This window comes from Streptomyces sp. G5(2025) (assembly GCF_049542075.1).
Classification (GTDB): Bacteria; Actinomycetota; Actinomycetes; order Streptomycetales; family Streptomycetaceae; genus Streptomyces.
The window spans coordinates 3923747-3944040 of record NZ_JBMUZT010000006.1; the positions used below are offsets into that span (position 1 = coordinate 3923747).

At 68.8% G+C, this 20294-nt stretch carries 15 protein-coding genes and 2 tRNA genes; 13 read left to right on the top strand and 4 right to left on the bottom strand.

The window, feature by feature from the left end:
• Nucleotides 1-87 precede the first annotated feature (87 nt).
• The 9 genes from dnaA (at nt 88) to ACOBQB_RS28720 (ending at nt 12877) form a co-directional block, all read left to right on the top strand.
• On the top strand, nt 88-1971 hold the full coding sequence (dnaA, locus tag ACOBQB_RS28680; protein WP_423595610.1) for a chromosomal replication initiator protein DnaA: 1884 nt from the start codon (nt 88-90) through the stop codon (nt 1969-1971).
• A 943-nt stretch (nt 1972-2914) separates the two neighbouring features.
• A complete protein-coding gene (dnaN, locus tag ACOBQB_RS28685; RefSeq protein ID WP_423595612.1) occupies nt 2915-4045 on the top strand; it encodes a DNA polymerase III subunit beta in 1131 nt (376 codons plus the stop codon).
• An 89-nt stretch (nt 4046-4134) separates the two neighbouring features.
• Nucleotides 4135-5019, top strand: coding sequence for a phosphogluconate dehydrogenase (NAD(+)-dependent, decarboxylating) (gnd, locus tag ACOBQB_RS28690; protein WP_223775665.1), 885 nt, complete (start codon nt 4135-4137; stop codon nt 5017-5019).
• Between the two features lie 80 nt (nt 5020-5099).
• Nucleotides 5100-6221: a DNA replication/repair protein RecF gene (gene recF / locus ACOBQB_RS28695; RefSeq protein ID WP_423595614.1), complete on the top strand. Its 1122-nt coding sequence runs from the start codon at nt 5100-5102 to the stop codon at nt 6219-6221.
• A complete protein-coding gene (locus ACOBQB_RS28700) occupies nt 6218-6769 on the top strand; it encodes a DUF721 domain-containing protein (protein ID WP_423595616.1) in 552 nt (183 codons plus the stop codon). Before recF ends, ACOBQB_RS28700 begins: the two co-directional genes overlap by 4 nt.
• A 275-nt stretch (nt 6770-7044) precedes the next feature.
• Nucleotides 7045-9114: a DNA topoisomerase (ATP-hydrolyzing) subunit B gene (gene gyrB, locus ACOBQB_RS28705; RefSeq protein WP_423595618.1), complete on the top strand. Its 2070-nt coding sequence runs from the start codon at nt 7045-7047 to the stop codon at nt 9112-9114.
• A 43-nt stretch (nt 9115-9157) separates the two neighbouring features.
• The gene (gyrA, locus tag ACOBQB_RS28710) at nt 9158-11761 is read left to right on the top strand and encodes a DNA gyrase subunit A (RefSeq protein WP_423595620.1); all 2604 of its coding nucleotides are present in this window, start codon (nt 9158-9160) and stop codon (nt 11759-11761) included.
• 137 nt (nt 11762-11898) lie between these two features.
• Nucleotides 11899-12432 carry a DUF3566 domain-containing protein gene (locus tag ACOBQB_RS28715; RefSeq protein WP_423595622.1) on the top strand — a complete coding sequence of 178 codons (534 nt, stop codon included), beginning with the start codon at nt 11899-11901 and terminating at the stop codon, nt 12430-12432.
• A 371-nt stretch (nt 12433-12803) separates the two neighbouring features.
• Nucleotides 12804-12877: transfer RNA gene (locus tag ACOBQB_RS28720), tRNA-Ile, on the top strand.
• Nucleotides 12878-13050: 173 nt separating this feature from the next.
• Here the strand turns inward: ACOBQB_RS28720 and ACOBQB_RS28725 are convergent.
• Nucleotides 13051-13383, bottom strand: coding sequence for a DUF6344 domain-containing protein (locus ACOBQB_RS28725; protein WP_423595624.1), 333 nt, complete (start codon nt 13381-13383; stop codon nt 13051-13053).
• A 349-nt stretch (nt 13384-13732) separates the two neighbouring features.
• Here ACOBQB_RS28725 and ACOBQB_RS28730 point away from each other — a divergent pair, with 349 nt between their 5' ends.
• A complete protein-coding gene (locus ACOBQB_RS28730; RefSeq protein ID WP_003999697.1) occupies nt 13733-13861 on the top strand; it encodes a DLW-39 family protein in 129 nt (42 codons plus the stop codon).
• Nucleotides 13862-14283: 422 nt separating this feature from the next.
• On the top strand, nt 14284-15525 hold the full coding sequence (locus ACOBQB_RS28735; RefSeq protein WP_423595626.1) for a hypothetical protein: 1242 nt from the start codon (nt 14284-14286) through the stop codon (nt 15523-15525).
• Between the two features lie 259 nt (nt 15526-15784).
• Here the strand turns inward: ACOBQB_RS28735 and ACOBQB_RS28740 are convergent, their stop codons facing one another.
• Nucleotides 15785-17578, bottom strand: coding sequence for a protein kinase domain-containing protein (locus ACOBQB_RS28740; protein ID WP_423595628.1), 1794 nt, complete (start codon nt 17576-17578; stop codon nt 15785-15787).
• Nucleotides 17579-17627: 49 nt separating this feature from the next.
• Entirely contained in the window at nt 17628-18176 is a 549-nt protein-coding gene (locus tag ACOBQB_RS28745; RefSeq protein ID WP_423595630.1) for a helix-turn-helix domain-containing protein, read from the bottom strand.
• A 181-nt stretch (nt 18177-18357) separates the two neighbouring features.
• Here ACOBQB_RS28745 and ACOBQB_RS28750 point away from each other — a divergent pair.
• Nucleotides 18358-18430, top strand: a tRNA-Ala gene (locus ACOBQB_RS28750).
• Nucleotides 18431-18634: 204 nt separating this feature from the next.
• On the opposite strand, the gene ACOBQB_RS28755 is transcribed toward ACOBQB_RS28750, so the two are convergent.
• On the bottom strand, nt 18635-19348 hold the full coding sequence (locus ACOBQB_RS28755; protein WP_423598823.1) for a DUF5324 family protein: 714 nt from the start codon (nt 19346-19348) through the stop codon (nt 18635-18637).
• A gap of 272 nt (nt 19349-19620) precedes the next feature.
• On the opposite strand from ACOBQB_RS28755, the gene ACOBQB_RS28760 reads away from it, so the two are divergent.
• A complete protein-coding gene (locus tag ACOBQB_RS28760; protein WP_423595632.1) occupies nt 19621-20154 on the top strand; it encodes a peptidylprolyl isomerase in 534 nt (177 codons plus the stop codon).
• The last annotated feature ends 140 nt before the right edge of the window (nt 20155-20294 follow it).

Below are 20294 nucleotides of genomic sequence, written 5' to 3' on the forward strand. Positions count from 1 at the left end.
CCCGATTTCCGTCCCAAGAACCACACCTTCGTGGGACCCCGTGAGAGAGCGTGCCCTGTGGCTGACGTACCTGCCGATCTTGCCGCAGTGTGGCCACGCGTTCTGGAGCACCTGCTGGGCGAGGGGCGAGGGCAGGGCGTCGAGGCGAAGGACGAGCGGTGGCTCCGTACCTGTCAGCCCTTGGCGCTCGTCGCCGACACCGCGCTGCTCGCGGTTCCGAACGAATTCGCCAAGGGCGTCCTCGAAGGCCGCCTGGCGCCCGTGGTCAGCGAGACCCTGAGCCGTGAGTGCGGCCGTCCGATCCGCATCGCGATCACGGTCGACGACTCCGTCGGTGAGCCCGCGGGCCCGCCGGCGCCGCCGATCCAGCACCAGCAGCAACAGCAGGCGCACCAGCAGCGCTACGAAGAGCCGGAGCTGCCCTCGGCCTCCGGGCAGAGCCGCGAACCATACGAGAACTACGGGCGCCGTCCCTCGGACGAGCACCAGTCGGGCTCCCGGTCGGACCAGATGCCGACCGCCCGCCCGGCCTACCCGGATTACCAGCGACCGGGCCCCGGTGCCTGGCCGCAGCCCCAGGACGACTACGGCTGGCAGCAGCCGCGGCTCGGCTTCCCCGAGCGTGACCCGTACGCCAATCCGGTCCAGCAGCCGCAGCACGACTACCGCTCGCAGCCGCCGCAGGACCGCTCGTCGTACGAGCAGCAGCGTGCCGAGCCGCAGGACCGGCGCGAGCGTCATGACATGACGGACTCCTCCGGTGATCACCGCGACCACCGTGACCACCGCGATCCGCGGGATCACCGCGATCACCGCGGCAATTCCGGGCACGGTGGCCACGGTGTGCACCGGGGCGGCCCCGTCGGCCCCACCTCGTCGAGCGGCGCCCCCGGCCCGCTGGCCGCGCAGCCGGCGCCCGCGACGGGCCCCGGCGAGCCGACCGCTCGGCTGAACCCCAAGTACCTTTTCGACACCTTCGTCATCGGCGCGTCCAACCGCTTCGCGCACGCGGCCGCGGTCGCCGTCGCAGAGGCACCGGCGAAGGCGTACAACCCCCTCTTCATCTACGGGGAGTCGGGGCTTGGCAAAACGCATCTTCTGCACGCGATCGGGCACTACGCCCGCAGCCTCTACCCCGGTACGCGCGTGCGGTACGTGAGCTCCGAGGAGTTCACCAACGAGTTCATCAACTCCATCCGCGACGGCAAGGGCGACAGCTTCCGCAAGCGCTACCGCGAGATGGACATCCTGCTGGTCGACGACATCCAGTTCCTCGCGGACAAGGAGTCGACGCAGGAGGAGTTCTTCCACACCTTCAATACGCTCCACAACGCGAACAAGCAGATCGTGCTCTCCAGCGACCGGCCGCCCAAGCAGCTGGTCACGCTGGAGGACCGGCTGCGCAACCGCTTCGAGTGGGGACTGATCACCGACGTCCAGCCGCCCGAGCTGGAGACGCGTATCGCGATCCTTCGTAAGAAGGCGGTTCAGGAGCAGCTCAACGCCCCTCCGGAGGTCCTGGAGTTCATCGCGTCGCGGATCTCGCGGAACATCCGTGAGCTGGAGGGCGCACTGATCCGGGTCACGGCGTTCGCGTCGCTGAACCGGCAGCCCGTGGACCTCGGGCTGACCGAGATCGTCCTCAAGGATTTGATCCCGGGCGGCGAGGACGCGGCTCCGGAGATCACGGCGACGGCCATCATGGCCGCCACCGCCGACTACTTCGGGCTGACGGTGGACGACCTGTGCGGATCCTCGCGCAGCCGCGTGCTGGTGACGGCCCGCCAGATCGCCATGTACCTGTGCCGCGAGCTGACCGACCTGTCCCTGCCGAAGATCGGGGCGCAGTTCGGCGGCCGCGACCACACGACCGTCATGCACGCGGACCGCAAGATCCGTGCGCTGATGGCCGAGCGGCGCTCCATCTACAACCAGGTCACCGAACTGACCAACCGCATCAAGAACGGCTGACGACCGCCCAGCCACGTCGCTGAGGGCGCTCCGGGACGACTCCCGGGGCGCCCTTTTTCGTCGCCCACGCGCGCGTGAGGCCCGTTTTCCGCCCTTGAGGCACGCGCGGAAGCCTGCCGCAACCGCACACGACCTTCGTACGACCGGCCTCCGGTGTTCGATTTCCCCTGTTCAGACGGGGGTTCTCCACAGATGTTCGAACTTTTTCGCTTCCACACCCTGGGGACTGGAAAGTTGTCCAGACGCTGTCCACAGGGGACTCTGCTGAGCGATCATCAGGCCAGGTCAGCTGGTTGTGGATTCGTGGACGAAGACTCTCCACAGGCTGTGGATGAAATTTTCGTCCACAGGGTGTGCATGACGTTGTCCACCGTCGGCCCACAGGCTCACGTCGGTTGTCCCCAGCTTTCTCGGGCTTCTCCACACAGCCGTCCACTGTTCGGCAACCCGACGCGCCCCCTCACCGAGTCGAGTGAAAGGCGTCACACCAAGGTGCGTGGTTGGCCTGTGGGGAAGGTGGGTAAAGCTGGGGACAGCGCTGGGGAGAAGTGGCCCCTGCCTGTGCATCGGGTGTGCAGAACTTTTCCCCGTCCACAGAAACCCCCGGTTGTCCACGGGTGCCGCCCACAGGCTCAGTGGATAAAAAACCGGTGCTGACCAGCGCTTTCACGGTTATCCACGGTTTCCACAGGCCCTACTACTACTCCCAACTAGAGAGTCCGGGGAAATCGTTTGGAAGTGGGGCCTGTGCACAACTCGCTCTCCGGAGCTCCGAGGCCGCTCGCCACGACTTGACCCCGACGAGCACCGACTGTCAGTGCCGTGCGTCAGACTGGACCCCGGTGTCCTTCCCACGGCATGGCTGAGAGACACCGAGTCAGACGACGAGGGCCACAGGCCCAGCGGGCGAGAGCAGCCAGCAACAGCAGGAGGGCGGCTTACGGTGAAGATCCGGGTTGAACGCGACGTACTCGCGGAGGCGGTGGCCTGGGCGGCGCGCAGCCTCCCGGCCCGGCCGCCTGCGCCCGTCCTCGCAGGCCTGCTGCTGAAGGCCGAGGAAGGCGCACTGAGCCTTTCGAGCTTCGACTACGAGGTCTCGGCACGCGTCTCGGTGGACGCGGAGGTGGACGAGGAAGGCACGGTCCTCGTGTCGGGCCGGCTGCTCGCGGACATCTGCCGCGCGCTCCCCAACCGCCCGGTGGAGATCTCCACAGACGGTGTACGGGCGACGGTGGTCTGCGGCTCCTCGCGATTCACACTCCACACGCTTCCTGTGGAGGAGTACCCCGCGCTGCCGCAGATGCCGACCGCCACGGGCACCGTCCCCGGTGAGGTCTTCGCCTCCGCCGCCTCCCAGGTGGCCATCGCCGCGGGCCGCGACGACACGCTGCCCGTGCTGACCGGCGTACGCATCGAGATCGAGGGCGACACGGTCACCCTGGCCTCCACCGACCGCTACCGCTTCGCGGTCCGCGAGTTCCTGTGGAAGCCGGAGAACCCGGACGCGTCCGCGGTCGCCCTGGTGCCCGCCAAGACGCTCCTGGACACCGCCAAGGCGCTCACGAGCGGCGACACGGTCACCCTGGCCCTGTCCGGCTCGGGCGCGGGCGAGGGCCTCATCGGTTTCGAGGGCGCCGGTCGGCGGACGACCACGCGTCTCCTTGAGGGCGACCTGCCGAAGTACCGCACGCTGTTCCCGACCGAGTTCAACTCCGTCGCCGTGATCGAGACCGCCCCCTTCGTGGAGGCCGTCAAGCGTGTGGCCCTGGTCGCCGAGCGGAACACCCCGGTGCGGCTCAGCTTCGAGCAGGGCGTGCTCATCCTGGAGGCGGGCTCCAGCGACGACGCACAGGCTGTGGAAAGGGTCGACGCCCAGCTCGACGGCGACGACATCTCCATCGCCTTCAACCCGACGTTCCTGCTGGACGGCCTGAGCGCGGTCGACTCCCCGGTCGCCCAGCTGTCGTTCACTACCTCCACGAAGCCCGCGCTGCTGAGCGGCAGGCCGGCCGTGGACGCCGAGGCCGACGACGCCTACAAGTACCTGATCATGCCTGTACGTCTGAGCGGCTGAGCCCACAGGTGTGTGCGTGCGTCCGGGCGTAGGCTCGGACGCAGGTACGAAAGTGCCGTAACGCCACCTCGCTAGTGAAGGAACCTCTGATGGAGCTCGGTCTCGTCGGCCTCGGCAAGATGGGCGGCAACATGCGCGAGCGCATCCGCCGCGCAGGTCACACCGTCATCGGATACGACCGCAACCCGGACCTCGCGGACGTCCCCAGCCTCGAAGAGCTTGTGGGCAAACTGAAGGGCCCGCGCGTGGTGTGGGTGATGGTCCCCGCCGGGGCCGCGACCCAGTCCACCATCGACGAGCTGTCCGAGCTGCTCCAGCCCGGGGACGTCGTCGTGGACGGCGGCAACTCTCGCTGGACGGACGACGAGAAGCACGCCGAGGAGCTGAAGGCCAAGGGCATCGGCTTCGTCGACTGCGGCGTCTCCGGCGGCGTCTGGGGCCTCAAGAACGGCTACGCCTTGATGTACGGCGGCGACAAGGACGACGTCGCCAAGGTGCAGCCGATCTTCGACGCCCTCAAGCCCGAGGGTGACTTCGGCTCCGTGCACGCGGGCAAGGTCGGTGCGGGCCACTTCGCGAAGATGGTCCACAACGGCATCGAGTACGCCATGATGCAGGCCTACGCCGAGGGCTGGGAGCTCCTGGAGAAGGTCGACTCGGTCACGGACGTCCGTGAGGTCTTCCGTTCCTGGCAGGAGGGCACGGTCATCCGTTCCTGGCTGCTCGACCTCGCGGTCAACGCCCTGGACGACGACGAGCACCTGGAGAAGCTGCGCGGCTTCGCGCAGGACTCCGGAGAGGGCCGCTGGACCGTCGAGGCGGCCATCGACAACGCCGTGCCCCTCCCGGCGATCACGGCCTCGCTCTTCGCGCGGTTCGCCTCGCGCCAGGACGACTCCCCGCAGATGAAGATGATCGCCGCACTGCGCAACCAGTTCGGCGGCCACGCGGTCGAGTCCAAGAGCGAGCACTGATCCACAGCCTGTGCGCGACCGCGGCGGTTGTGCACAGGCCTCAAGCAAGTGAAGTAGGCCGGGGGAGGTCGGCGCACACCATGCACGTCACGCATCTCTCACTGGCCGACTTCCGCTCGTACGCCCGGGTCGAGGTCCCGCTCGACCCGGGCGTCACCGCTTTCGTGGGGCCCAACGGCCAGGGCAAGACCAACCTCGTCGAAGCCGTCGGCTATCTCGCCACGCTGGGCAGCCACCGGGTTTCCTCGGACGCCCCTCTGGTGCGCATGGGCGCGGAGCGGGCCGTCATCAGGGCCAACGTCCGCCAGGGCGAGCGCCAGCAGCTGATCGAGCTCGAACTCAACCCCGGCAAGGCCAACCGCGCCCGCATCAACCGTTCCTCGCAGGTCAGGCCGCGGGACGTGCTGGGGATCGTCCGCACGGTGCTGTTCGCGCCCGAGGACCTCGCGCTGATCAAGGGCGACCCGGGTGAGCGGCGGCGCTTCCTCGACGAGCTGATCACCGCGCGCTCCCCGCGTATGGCCGGGGTCCGGTCCGACTACGACCGCGTCCTCAAGCAGCGCAACACCCTCCTGAAATCGGCTGCCCTGGCCCGGCGCCACGGCGGGCGCTCCATGGACCTGTCCACGCTCGACGTCTGGGACCAGCACCTCGCGCGCGCGGGCGCCGAGCTTCTGGCGCAGCGGCTCGACCTGATCTCGGCGCTCCAGCCGCTGACGGACAAGGCGTACGAACAGCTGGCGCCCGGCGGCGGCCCGGTCTCCCTGGAGTACAAACCGTCCGCGCCCGGCGAGGGCCACACGCGCGAAGCGCTGTACGAGCAGCTGACCGTCGCTCTCGAAGAGGCGCGCAAGCAGGAGATCGAGCGGGGCGTGACCCTGGTGGGCCCGCACCGCGACGACCTGCTGCTCAAGCTCGGCCAGCTCCCCGCGAAGGGGTACGCGAGCCACGGCGAGTCCTGGTCGTACGCTCTGGCGCTGCGGCTGGCCTCGTACGACCTGCTCAGGGCCGAGGGCAACGAACCGGTGCTCGTGCTCGACGACGTCTTCGCGGAGCTGGACGCGCGCCGCAGGGAGCGGCTCGCGGAGCTGGTGGCCCCGGGCGAGCAGGTGCTGGTGACGGCCGCGGTCGACGACGACGTCCCGGGCGTGCTCTCCGGTACGCGCTACGCGGTGGCGGAAGGCGCGGTGGACCGCGTATGAGCGCCGAGGAGCCCGCCAAGGGTGGCGCCGAGGGGCCGCAGAAGACGCCTGAGCCCTCTGGTGTCGACCTCGCCCGCGTCGCCCTGCGCGCCGCGAAAGAGCAGGCACGCGCGCGTGGGGATGCCGCTCAGCAGAAGAAGCAGGCACGCCGCGGCGGTCTGCGCTCCGGTGCGCGCGCCGACGGCCGTGACCCGTTGCCGCTCGGCTCCGCCATCAACCGGCTGATCACCGAGCGCGGCTGGGAGACGCCCGCCGCGGTCGGCGGGGTGATGGGCCGCTGGCCGCAGATCGTCGGTGACGACTTGGCCAGGCACTGCGTTCCGCAGAAGTACGACGAGGACGAGCGCGTCCTCACGGTGCAGTGCGACTCGACGGCCTGGGCGACGCAGCTGCGCCTCATGGCGCCGCAGCTGGTCGCACGCCTCAACGAAGACCTGGGTCACGGCACCGTGCGCCTCATCAAGGTGCTCGGCCCCGGAGGCCCCCCGCGCCGCTTCGGACCCTTGCGCGCACCGGGCAGCACCGGCCCCGGCGACACCTACGGCTGAGACCGCCGGCGACGGTTGCTGGGGGTTGACGGCCCGAAGCGCTGAGTGCCGCTGTGAGCCCTCTGGAGCCCCGTTCCGCATATGGGGAGTCGGCCGAGTCCGGTTCAGGGCGGCACATGAGGACTCAGGTACCGGCAAGCCCCCATCAATGTCAGTGCTACCGGTAGACTGGAAGCTAATCCCGCCCCACTTGTGGGACGCACCGAGCAACGCTGACTAGGGCTTACCGAACAAACACGCCGCAGCCGCTCCGGCCACCGCCGGGAGCTTGGCTTGTGCTGTGCCAGAAAGGGCGCTTCGTGGCCGATTCCGGCAACCCCAACGAGAACATCCCGTCCACCGCCGCCGGCGAGAATGTCGAGGCACCGTCCTCGTACGACGCCAGCGCGATCACCGTCCTCGAGGGCCTGGACGCCGTCCGCAAGCGACCCGGCATGTACATCGGCTCGACCGGTGAGCGTGGTCTTCACCACATGGTCCAGGAGGTCGTCGACAACTCCGTCGACGAGGCCCTGGCCGGCCACGCGGACACGATCGACGTCACGATCCTGGCCGACGGCGGCGTCCGGGTCATCGACAACGGCCGTGGCATCCCGGTCGGCATCATCCCCTCCGAGGGCAAGCCGGCCGTTGAGGTCGTGCTGACGGTCCTGCACGCGGGCGGCAAGTTCGGCGGCGGCGGTTACGCCGTCTCCGGTGGTCTGCACGGCGTGGGCGTCTCCGTCGTGAACGCGCTGTCCACGAAGGTCGCCGTCGAGGTCAAGACGGACGGCCACCGCTGGACGCAGGACTACAAGGCGGGTGTGCCGACCGCGCCGCTGGCCAAGCACGAGGCCACCGAGGAGACCGGTACGACGGTCACCTTCTGGGCCGACGGCGACATCTTCGAGACCACCGACTACTCCTTCGAGACGCTGTCGCGGCGCTTCCAGGAGATGGCGTTCCTCAACAAGGGTTTGACGATCAAACTCACTGATGAGCGCGAGTCGGCGAAGGCCACGGCGGGGGCGGACTCGGCCGAGGCGACCGACGACGAGGCCGCCGAGGCCCGCACGGTCACGTACCACTACGAAGGCGGCATCGTCGACTTCGTGAAGTACCTCAACTCCCGCAAGGGTGAGGTGATCCACCCGACCGTCATCGACGTCGAGGCCGAGGACAAGGAGCGCATGCTCTCGGTCGAGATCGCGATGCAGTGGAACTCGCAGTACACCGAGGGTGTGTACTCCTTCGCGAACACGATCCACACGCACGAGGGCGGTACGCACGAAGAGGGCTTCCGGGCCGCGCTGACGGGCCTGGTGAACCGTTACGCGCGCGAGAAGAAGCTGCTGCGCGAGAAGGACGACAACCTCACGGGTGAGGACGTCCGCGAGGGTCTGACCGCGATCATCTCGGTGAAGCTGGGCGAGCCCCAGTTCGAGGGCCAGACGAAGACCAAGCTGGGCAACACGGAGGCGAAGACCTTCGTACAGAAGGTCGTGCACGAGCACCTCACGGACTGGTTCGACCGGAACCCGAACGAGGCCGCGGACATCATCCGCAAGGGCATCCAGGCCTCCACGGCCCGCGTCGCCGCTCGCAAGGCGCGTGACCTGACCCGCCGCAAGGGCCTCCTGGAGACCGCCTCCCTGCCGGGCAAGCTGAGCGACTGCCAGTCGAACGACCCGACGAAGTGCGAGATCTTCATCGTCGAGGGTGACTCCGCCGGTGGTTCGGCGAAGTCCGGCCGCGACCCGATGTACCAGGCGATCCTGCCCATCCGAGGCAAGATCCTGAACGTCGAGAAGGCGCGCGTCGACAAGATCCTGCACAACCAGGAGGTCCAGGCCCTCATCTCGGCCTTCGGCACCGGTGTGCACGAGGACTTCGACATCGAGAAGCTCCGCTATCACAAGATCATCCTGATGGCGGACGCCGACGTCGACGGCCAGCACATCAACACGCTGCTCCTGACGTTCCTCTTCCGCTTCATGCGGCCGCTGGTCGAGCACGGGCACATCTATCTGTCGCGCCCGCCGCTGTTCAAGATCAAGTGGTCGCGGGACGACTTCCAGTACGCGTACTCCGACCGCGAGCGCGACGCCCTGATCGAGCTGGGCCGTCAGGCCGGCAAGCGCATCAGGGACGACTCGGTCCAACGCTTCAAGGGCCTCGGCGAGATGAACGCCGAGGAGCTGCGCATCACGACGATGGACCAGGAACACCGCGTGCTCGGCCAGGTCACCCTGGACGACGCGGCACAGGCCGACGACCTCTTCTCGGTGCTGATGGGAGAGGACGTGGAGGCACGGCGCTCGTTCATCCAGCGCAATGCCAAGGACGTTCGCTTCCTCGACATCTGAGTCGGCCCGTACCAGTCGCACCTCGAAAGGACTTTGACCAGCAATGGCCGACGAGAACACCCCTGTGATGCCCGAAGAGGAGCCCGCCGTTCCTGGTGTGGGCATGCGTGTCGAGCCCGTCGGGCTCGAGACGGAGATGCAGCGTTCCTATCTCGACTACGCGATGTCCGTCATCGTGTCCCGCGCGCTGCCCGACGTACGCGACGGCCTGAAGCCCGTCCACCGCCGCGTCCTGTACGCGATGTACGACGGCGGCTACCGCCCCGAGAAGGGCTTCTACAAGTGCGCCCGCGTCGTCGGCGACGTCATGGGTACGTACCACCCGCACGGCGACTCCTCCATCTACGACGCCCTGGTCCGCCTGGCCCAGCACTGGTCGATGCGCATGCCGCTGGTGGACTCCAACGGCAACTTCGGCTCCCCGGGCAACGACCCGGCGGCCGCCATGCGGTACACCGAGTGCAAGATGGCACCGCTGGCCATGGAGATGGTCCGTGACATCGACGAGGAGACCGTCGACTTCACGGACAACTACGACGGCCGCAACCAGGAGCCGACGGTCCTGCCGGCCCGCTTCCCGAACCTGCTGATCAACGGCTCGGCGGGCATCGCGGTCGGTATGGCCACCAACATCCCGCCGCACAACCTCCGCGAGGTCGCGGCGGGCGCGCAGTGGGCCCTGGAGCACCCCGACGCCACGCACGAGGAGCTGCTCGACGCCCTGATCGAGCGCATCAAGGGCCCCGACTTCCCGACCGGCGCTCTTGTGGTGGGCCGCAAGGGCATCGAGGAGGCCTACCGCACGGGCCGCGGCTCCATCACGATGCGCGCGGTCGTCGCGGTCGAGGAGATCCAGAACCGCCAGTGCCTGGTCGTCACGGAGCTTCCGTACCAGACGAACCCGGACAACCTCGCGCAGAAGATCGCCGACCTCGTCAAGGACGGCAAGGTCGGCGGTATCGCCGACGTCCGTGACGAGTCCTCCTCGCGCACCGGCCAGCGCCTGGTCATCGTCCTGAAGCGGGACGCGGTCGCCAAGGTCGTCCTGAACAACCTCTACAAGCACACCGACCTCCAGTCGAACTTCAGCGCCAACATGCTGGCCCTGGTCGACGGCGTGCCGCGCACCCTCTCGCTGGACGCGTTCATCCGCCACTGGGTGACGCACCAGATCGAGGTCATCGTCCGGCGTACGAAGTTCCGGCTGCGCAAGGCCGAGGAGCGGGCGCACATCCTGCGCGGCCTGCTCAAGGCCCTGGACGCCATCGACGAGGTCATCGCCCTCATCCGGGGCAGCCAGACTGTCGACATCGCGCGCGAGGGCCTCATGGGCCTGCTCTCGATCGACGAGATCCAGGCCAACGCCATCCTTGAGATGCAGCTGCGCCGGCTCGCCGCCCTGGAGCGCCAGAAGATCGTCGCCGAGCACGACGAGCTCCAGGCGAAGATCAACGAGTACAACGCGATCCTGGCCTCGCCCGAGAGGCAGCGCCAGATCATCAGCCAGGAACTCGCGGCGATCGTCGACAAGTTCGGCGAGGACCGTCGCTCGGCCCTGGTGCCCTTCGACGGCGACATGTCCATGGAGGACCTGATCGCCGAAGAGGACATCGTCGTCACGATCACCCGCGGCGGCTACGTCAAGCGCACCAAGACGGACGACTACCGCTCGCAGAAGCGCGGCGGCAAGGGCGTGCGCGGCACGAAGCTCAAGGAAGACGACATCGTCGACCACTTCTTCGTGTCGACGACGCACCACTGGCTGCTGTTCTTCACCAACAAGGGCCGTGTCTACCGCGCCAAGGCGTACGAGCTCCCCGACGCCGGACGCGACGCCCGCGGCCAGCACGTGGCGAACCTCCTCGCTTTCCAGCCGGACGAGCAGATCGCCGAGATCCTCGCGATCCGCGACTACGAAGCCGCGCCCTACCTGGTGCTCGCCACCAAGGGCGGTCTGGTCAAGAAGACCTCCCTGAAGGACTACGACTCGCCCCGCTCGGGCGGCGTCATCGCCATCAACCTCCGCGAGACGGAGGACGGTTCGGACGATGAGCTGATCGGCGCCGAGCTGGTCTCGGCCGAGGACGACCTGCTGCTCATCAGCAAGAAGGCCCAGTCGATCAGGTTCACCGCGACGGACGACGCGCTGCGCCCCATGGGCCGCGCCACGTCGGGCGTCAAGGGCATGAGTTTCCGTGACGGCGACGAACTGCTCTCGATGAATGTCGTCCGGCCAGGTACGTTCGTGTTCACCGCCACCGACGGTGGGTACGCGAAGCGGACCAACGTCGACGAATACCGCGTCCAGGGTCGCGGTGGCCTCGGTATCAAGGCCGCCAAGATCGTGGAGGACCGCGGCGAACTCGTGGGCGCCCTGGTGGTCGAGGAGACCGACGAGATCCTTGCCATCACGCTGGGCGGTGGTGTGATTCGTACGCGAGTCAACGAGGTCAGGGAGACGGGCCGTGACACCATGGGCGTCCAACTGATCAACCTGGGCAAGCGCGATGCCGTGGTCGGCATCGCTCGTAACGCCGAGGCCGGGCGCGAGGCCGAGGAAGTCGACGGGGACATCGTCGTCGACGACTCGGACGGCGGCGAGCCGGCCGCCGGTACGGACGAGGGCACGGACTCCTCGGCCGAGTAGCGCGAGGAGTGAGTCATCGTGAGTGGAGCCACGGGCGCCGGGGCAAAGAGAGCCGGCACTACCGGTAAGGACGGTGCCCGTGGCTCCGCCACAGATGCACACGACTCCGATGAGTCTCATGGAACCCAGGGGGGACTGTGACGGACACCCGAGACGCCGACACGGCGGAAGGCGCCCTGCCCGGCGAGCGGAAGCCCGAGGCTAAGGCGTCCCAGCCGTACCACCCGCCGCAGGCGTACCAGCAGGGCGCCAAGGCGGGCGCGGCGCGCAAGCCCCGGCCGGGGACCCGCACGGTGCCGCGTACGCGCAAGGCGCGGCTGCGGGTGGCCAAGGCCGACCCGTGGTCGGTGATGAAGGTCAGCTTCCTGCTCTCCATCGCTCTCGGCATCTGCACGATCGTCGCGGCCGCCGTCCTGTGGATGGTCATGGACGCGATGGGTGTCTTCTCGACGGTGGGCGGCACGATCTCCGAGGCGACGGGCTCGAACGAGTCCAATGGCTTCGACCTGCAGTCCTTCCTGTCGCTGCCGCGCGTTCTGACGTTCACCTCGATCATCGCGGTCATCGACGTCGTCCTGGCGACGGCGCTGGCGACGCTCGGCGCGTTCATCTACAACCTCTCCGCGGGTTTCGTGGGCGGCGTCGAGCTGACCCTCGCGGAGGATGAGTAGCGGCGGTTTCTGAGGGCGGTTGAAGGCGGCTGAGGGCTGGGCCGGTCCCGGTAGCGGCGGCTGAAGGCGGCTGAGGGCGGGTCTCGCCCCGGCTCTCTCTCCGCCGGGGTTCTCTACTGGTTTCCGCCGTCACTGGTTCCGCCGTCGGCCGTGTCCGGGTTCTCCCGGGCACGGCCGACGGCTTTTTCTGGGGTGGCCGAGAGGATCCGTGGTCGGTCCGGTGCTGGCCAGCCCCGGGCCCGCCGGTGGTTCGTCCCCGATTCGCCCCTGGTTGGCCCCTGGTCCGCCGGCCGCGCGGGTATCGATTTTGGGACTGGCCTGCAGGTGCGCTAATCTTCAGGGGTCAGCGCGCGGGACACCCGAAGCGCGGCGGGGCTATAGCTCAGTTGGTTAGAGCGCATCCCTGATAAGGATGAGGCCACAGGTTCAAATCCTGTTAGCCCCACAGCTGAGAAGACCCCCAGTCGATTCCGACTGGGGGTCTTCTGGCATTCACGGCTGTCATCAGGTGACAAGAGGTTGCCGACTGCCCGCACGAAGGCCCCCAGCCAGTTGGCTGGGGGCCTTCGGAAGTTTCTGGGTGGCGGTGGCCTGTGGCCCGCCTCGGTGTGGGCCGGATTACGGCTCCGCGGCGAGTCGGCCTGGCTCGTGGGCGGCGGTCTCAGCCTCGGCTTCCGTGTCCGCGGGGGGCAGGTGCCGGCAGCTGGGCGATGATCCGTGGGCCTCGGCGCGGATGCGCTGCTTCATCGTCGGCGGCAAGGACCGTTCGTACGCAGCTGTCCAGAGGGCCATGAACGGCGCCGGTGCGCACTCCGTGGCGTTGCGCGCGTTCGTGGTCTCCTGTACCGCCGTGGCCGCGGTGGCCGTCGTGGTGAGTCCGAGCGCGGTGAAGAGCGCGAGGAAGGCGGTGACGATCGTGGTCCACAGCTTCATGGCCTTGTTGCCGGTCATGATCCCTCAATTCGGGTTGGGCGATTTGCGTACTTTCCTCATGATGTGTATGTGGGGCCGCGAATGAAGCACCGACGCTCGTGCGGCGCCGATGTTCAGATCAACACCACCCGGATGGCCCCAAGAGGTCTGAGAAAGGGGCAAGAGCGGCGAAATTCACAGGGGGGCGGCGGCAGGCGGACCGTCAAAGTCCGTTTCGATCGATGTGTGCGGGACGGGAGTTGAGCCGCGAGTCGGGGTGCGAATCGGGGCGGGAGCCGGGGCGGATCCAGGTCACTGATCGATATCGATCGGTGTGTATAGTCGGGCGCCAGAAGTCCCCTACGTCAAGGAAAGACGAGGTCGCGCGGTGAAGAAGCTTCTCCTGGTCGCACTGGCCGCCATCGGCGGGCTCCTCGTGTACCGCCAGATCCAGGCGGATCGCGCCGAGCAGGATCTGTGGACGGAGGCGACTGACTCCGTGCCCACGGGTTCGTGAGTCATCGAACCAGTCACTTCACAAGCCCCGGTCGCTTTTGCGGCCGGGGCTTTGTGCTGTCCGCTTGTCCGCTTGTCCGCTTGTCCGCTTGCCCCTTGCCCACTTGTTCGCTTGCCCGCTTGTCTGCTTCAGGGGAGGGAATCAGTTCGCTTACGTGAATGAAAGAATTGCATAAGCAAATGACAGATGCTCGGATAGGCCGGGACAGGAGGGGGGCCGGAGTCGGGGGCCGAGAGCAGGTGGCGCGGTTGCGTTCATGGCGGACTCGTGGTGGTGTCCGCGTGGCGTTGGACGGGCAGGACGGTCGGGACGGTTGGGGCGGCTGAGTTCGCGACGAGGGGTGGCGCGTGATGGGGCGGCGGCTTGGTAGGCGCTGGGGCGCGGCAGGGCGGGGCTCGGGACGGCCCCCGTCAGCGGGGTTCATGGCCGCGGGACTCTGCGCTGTGCTCTGTGCGGGGGTGTGCACGGTGGTGGCGCTGCCGGGGCGGGCCGAGGCGGTGGGGGCCCCGGCTCCGTACGGCTTCGCTGAGGGTGCCAAGACGGTCGAGGGCGCGGCGAGCAACGTCGAGGGGCCCCGGCTGCACTCAGGGAAGACGTACAAAAGTGCCCTCCCGCGCGCGGGAGGGCGTTTTTACCGCTTGGACCTCATGGCCAAGGAGAGTGCGTACGTCGCGGTCACGGCGGTGCCGGAGTTCGGCAGCAGGGTTTCCTACGCCGATGGTGTCGAGGTCTTCATACAGGACGCCGACGGCAACAACTGCAGTCCCGTCGAGTCACAGGAGGCGCGGTTCGGCGCTTCGGAGAGCCCGCGTCCCATCACGGCAACGGCGGTACGCAGGGTCGGACCCGACGAGAAGACCTGCGAGGGTGCCGGTACTTACTACGTGCTCGTCGAGCGGACCAGCGCCCCGGAGTCCTCCCAGGAAGCCTGGGATCTGGAGCTGCGGGTCGCCTCCGAGCCCGCTGTGCGGTCGGCCGAGGGGACGCCGACGGAGCCCCCGCGATCCTGGAACTCAGCGACACCCGCGCCGCCGACCGGCGAACGGAAGCGGCGCGAGGGCGGCACCAGCTTCAACGGCGCCCGCGCGCTGGGGAAAGGCGTCTGGGGCGACAGCATCGAGCCCGGTGAGACGCTCTTCTACCGGGTGCCGGTCGACTGGGGTCAGCAGCTCTCCGTGGGCGCGGAGCTCGGCAGTTCGGGTGCGGGCGGCGGGCTGGGCGGGACGAGCCGCAGAGCGGGTCGTGGCGCGGGGTACGTCTCGTCCGCGCTGGTCATGTCACTGACCAATCCGGTGCGTGTGGAGGTCGACGACGCGGACACGGCGTACGACGGCAAGCAGAAGACGACGGCGCTGGACCCGCTGCCACCGGTCGCCTACGAGAACCGTTACGCCCCCGCGGACGAGGTGGCCGCTATGCGGTTCGCCGGCTGGTACTACCTGGCGGTCCACCTCAGCGCGGATGTCGCGGAGAAGTTCGGCGACGACCCGCTGGACCTGACGCTTCGCGTGGATGTCGGCGGGGCGCCGCGGCCGGGCCCGGAGTACGCGGGTACGCCCGTGCCCGCCGGGGAGTTCGGTGTCACGGAGCGGGATACGGAGGCCGCGCGGCGCGGCGAGGCGGCGGCTGCCGGAAGCGGTGCGGGGCGGGGGACGATCGGGTGATGGTCATCCTTGCCGTCGGAGGGATCGGGGGCGGCGTGGTGCTGCTGGCGATCTTCGGTGGGTGGACGTTGATCGCTCGGCGGAGGGCGGCTGCGGCGTCTGCCTCGGCCTTGGGTTCGGGTCCGGCCTCAGCTTGGGGTTCAGCTTCGGGTTCAGCTTCGTACGAATTCGGGCCGCCTCGCCGCTGGTGAGTGACGCTGCTCGGTGGCGGCCGAGGAAACGACTTCTGGCTTGGGCCGTCTTTCTCGGGCCGTAGTCATCAGAGCCGCGTCAGTGCCCAGAAGCCGAGCGTGAGGCAGGCAAGCGCGGCGAGCAGCATCGGGATTGCCACCTTCGCGGGCGGCCCCGGCCGTCGCTGCGGGGCGAGGGCCGCCGGGGCATGCGGCTGGGAAAATGCCGGGTTCGGATGGGGAACCTGAGCGGCGTGAGCGGTGTATGGATGAGTAGGGGCGTGGGGACGCTGCGCCGCGGACGTCACCGCCTGGGCCGGTTCGTGGTCCGAGGGGATACGGACTGCGGGGGCGTGGGCCGCGGTGTGGTGGGGGGAGGTCACATGCGTGGGTTCGGGCGCGGGGGCGCGCAGAGGCATGGGTGTAGGGGGAGTGGACGGATGGGGCGGCCGTGCAGGTGGTGGCGGGGGCAGGTGGAAGCTGCCGGTATCCGCGCCGGAGTTGGCGGAGGGGGTCGGGGGTTGCGCGGGGGTGGGCGCGAAGGCGGGCGCTGGTGTGGACGCCGGGGCAGGCGCCGGGGCGGACGCCGAGGGCTGCCAAGGGGGAGGAGGCATGGGGGGTTGGGTCTGGCCGACTGCCGGAGTCTGTGGCCCTGGGGCGGGCAGTGGCGCGGTCGATGGCGGCATCGGTGGGGATGTCGGCATGGAGCCGGAGCCCGAGTCCGAGCCCGAGCCGGAGCCGGAGCCGGAGGCGGGGCCAGGGCTGACGCCGGGGCCGTGACTGGATCCTGCGCTGGAGCCGTGGCCGGATCCTGCGCCAGAACCGTGACCGAGCCCCGGATCGGAGCCGTGACCGGAGCCTGGGCCGGGGACCGAGCCGGAACCCCAGCCGGAACCCCGGCCGGAGCCAGGGACGGAGTCCGGACCGTGCTGATGTGGATACGGGGGTACGTGAGTGGGTGCGGGGCCCGGCTGCGGCGCCAAGGTCACGTTGCCCTCGGGCCCCTCGGGCCCCTCGGGGCCGAAGCCAGCGGGGAGCGGGGCCAGTTGGTCGAAGATCTCGACCAGTTCATCGTCAGGGCCCGGCTCGGGCAGCATCTCGGCGGCGGAGGCCAGCGCCTTGCGGGCACCGGTGGCGGTGCGGAAGCGTGTTTGGGGGTCGGGCTGAAGCAGAGTGGCGATGACCTGCCAGAGAGGCTCCGGCACGCCCTGGGGAGGGCCCGGGGTCCCGTGCTCGGCGAAGCGTTCGATCAGCGCCTTGGCGTCCGGCTTGGCGCCCTCCAGGAGATACAGGGCGACCAGGCCGACGGCGAAGAGATCGGCGGTGAAATCCGGCTCGGCGCCCAGCATCTGCTCAGGAGCGAAGTAACCAGGCGTGCCCACCACATAGTCGGTCTCGGTCAGCCGGGGCTCGCCCTTGCGCATCGAGATGCCGAAGTCGGACAGCCGCAGGTGCGGGCGGCCGGAGCCGGTGGCTTCGAGCAGGATGTTGGCCGGCTTGATGTCGCGGTGGACGACACCTTCGGCGTGGACGGCCGCGAGGCCCGAGAGGAGCTGGTCGAGGAGCGTGCAGACGAAGCGGGGCGGCAGCGGGCCGTAGTCCCCGATGACATGGGCCAGCGAGCCACCGGCGACCAGGTCCATGGTGAACAGGACCTTGTCGTCGTCGGCGGCCCAGCTGGCGGGCGCGAGCACATGGGGATGGTCGATCCGCAGGGCCTGCTCCCGCACGAACCGCAACAGGGCGTGCGCGTCGCTCTGTTGCAGGACCTTGGCGGCCACATATCGGCGCCGCCGGTGGTCCCAAGCGCGCCAGACCGCTCCGACTCCCCCGCGTCCGATCGGGTCGACCAGTTCGTACCGACCGGCGAAGACCTCACCCATGGTCGCGCTCCGCTCCCCTTCCGGGCCGCGCGGCGGCCCGGTCGACGGCTCAGCTCTGGTGCGCCTCATAGTGGGCGACCGCGTCCGCGGTGCGCCCGGCGCCGTACACCCGGAGGAACTCTGCCAGCTCCGGGTGGGTCGGGGCGAGGGAGTCCGCGGCGTCGATGATGTCACCGGCCGCCGCGACGGAGCGCAACAGTGACTGGATCTCGCGGACCACGCGCTTGACCGTGGGCGCGCCCGAACTGGTCGTGGACTGCGAGGTGTTGGTCAGCACCGAGCCGCCCTGGGATTTCTTGATCTCGTCCATGCGGTCGGTCGCCTCGGCGGCGCTCACACTGCCGTCGGCGACCTGGCCCGCCAGTTCCTGGAGCAGCTGGACCCGCTGGACGACCGCGGGGTTGCCGATCTTGGCGCGTTGACCGCTCATCAGCTGGGACAGCATGGGTGCCGACAGGCCGAGGACCCCGGCCAGACGGGCCTGGTTCAGGCCCAGATCATCGATGAGGCGACGGAAGAGCGCCCCCAGCGGCTCCCCGTACCAGTTCCGCTGGAGCTCTCGTGCTCTCGCGGTGGTGTCCTGCTGTGCGGCGTCCATTGCGTCTCCCCATCGCTTCCCCTAAGACCGCGGTTCGCTGCCGCGAACCACGTCGTGCATCTTACGGAGCGTGGTCGTCGACCGGGACCCCCAATCCTTTTGCGGGAACCGGGGGGTGACCCGGTACTCTGGTCTGCGACGCACGCCGGAAGGTGGTTCTTCCGGACCGGCGCATCATCTCGGGGCCTTAGCTCAGTTGGTAGAGCGCTGTCTTTGCATGGCAGATGTCAGGGGTTCGACTCCCCTAGGCTCCACTTGTACAGAGCCCTCTGACCTGCGGAAACGCAGCGGAGGGTTCTTTTTTTGTCCACCGAGGCCGTCCCCGCGCGCACGAGCAAGGCCCGGCTGAACCGGGCCGTTGGTGCGTACGGTGTTTCACGTGAAACGCCGGGGACGCCAGCGTGGGGTGGGAGACCGGTCGGTCTCCCACCCCACGCTGGCGTGCTGTGCTGCGTGCGTCAGCTTCGCTTGTCGCGGTCCGTCGCTTCGGCCTCCGCCTCAGCTTCGGCCTGCTTGGCCTGGACCTCGGGGTCGAGGGCTGTCTGGTCGCTGCCGTCGACGGAGGTCAGCGGTGTGGTGTCCGGGACCTCGGTGGCCGCGGGTGGCTCGACCAGCCAGTCGGGGTTGGCCTGCTTGTCCCACCACTTCCAGGCGGCGAAGGCACCACCCGCGAGGAGGCCGAAGACGGCGATCCTCTTGGCGATGCGGCCGTTCCTGGCGCGGCGCTCGTGCTTGCGGACCAAGCGTTGGATCTCCTTGGCCGAGACCTGACCGCGCAGTGCGGCGAGGGCCGCGGTGCTGCGGGCGGCGGCTTCCTCGCGGACGGGCTGCGCGGCGGCCACCGCGTGCTCGATGCGGGGCTTGGAGTAGTCGGCTGCCTGTCGGGCGGCCTTGCGGGTGCGTGCGGCGGCCTCCTGCGCGGCCTGGTCGACCTTCGACGGCACGTGCGTACGCGCCTGCTCGACGCGGGGGGCGACGTGAGCGCCGTACTGGACACGGGCCTGTTCGGCCGCCTGCGACACCTTGGGCGCCAGCCGTGCACGCGCCTCCTGGGCGTAGTGCGCGGCTCGGTCCATGGCCGTGTCGGCGTATGGCGCCACCGCGTCCGCGGCGTGCCGCACGCTGTCCTTGGCCGAGCCGGTCGCGGCGCGCACGCTGTTGATGCGGGTCACGTGATCCTCCTCCTCGGTGGCGTATACGTATGTCACCTTTCCACCCTTTCAAGGATCATGCCTTCTGGTTCGCCCCCAGGTATGAGAGGGCGCGCATCCGGCTCAGTCACGTCTACCCGGCTGGACCTTGATCAGGCGGAAAATCGGTGCAAGAAGACCTCTTCGCCGACAATGCCACGGATCGCCGCGGCGCGCGCCCACTCGGTGGCTACTCGTCCCGATCCGGTCCGTGCGAGGATCGGGGTGTCACAGAAGACAACGGAAGGCAGATCGTGGCTGAGCAGCTTTACGCCACCCTGAAGACCAACCAGGGCGACATCGTGGTCCGGCTCCTGCCGAACCACGCGCCCAAGACGGTCAAGAACTTTGTCGAGCTCGCTCAGGGCGAGCGCGAGTGGGTCCACCCCGAGACCGGCAAGAAGACCACGGCCCGTCTGTACGACGGCACGGTCTTCCACCGCGTGATCGAGGGCTTCATGATCCAGGGCGGCGACCCGCTGGGCAACGGCACTGGTGGCCCGGGTTACAAGTTCGGGGACGAGTTCCACCCGGACCTCGCCTTCAACAAGCCGTACCTGCTGGCGATGGCCAACGCCGGCCCGGGCACGAACGGTTCGCAGTTCTTCGTGACTGTGTCGCCGACCGCGTGGCTGACCGGCAAGCACACCATCTTCGGCGAGGTCACCGACTCGGCCAGCCAGAAGGTCGTGGACGCCATCGCGACCACCCAGACCAACCCGCGCACCGACCGACCCGTCAACGACGTGGTCATCGAGTCCGTGGTCATCGAGACCCGCGAGGGCTGATCAGCGCGTACCCGAGCCCATCGGCGAGGGAACCGAACCGCCCCGCCCATCCGTAAGGAAGGGCGGGGCGGCGTGTTGCCACGTGCGCCGTCAGGCCGTAACGCCGTAGTGGCGTAGTGCCGTCAGGACCGACAGCGCCG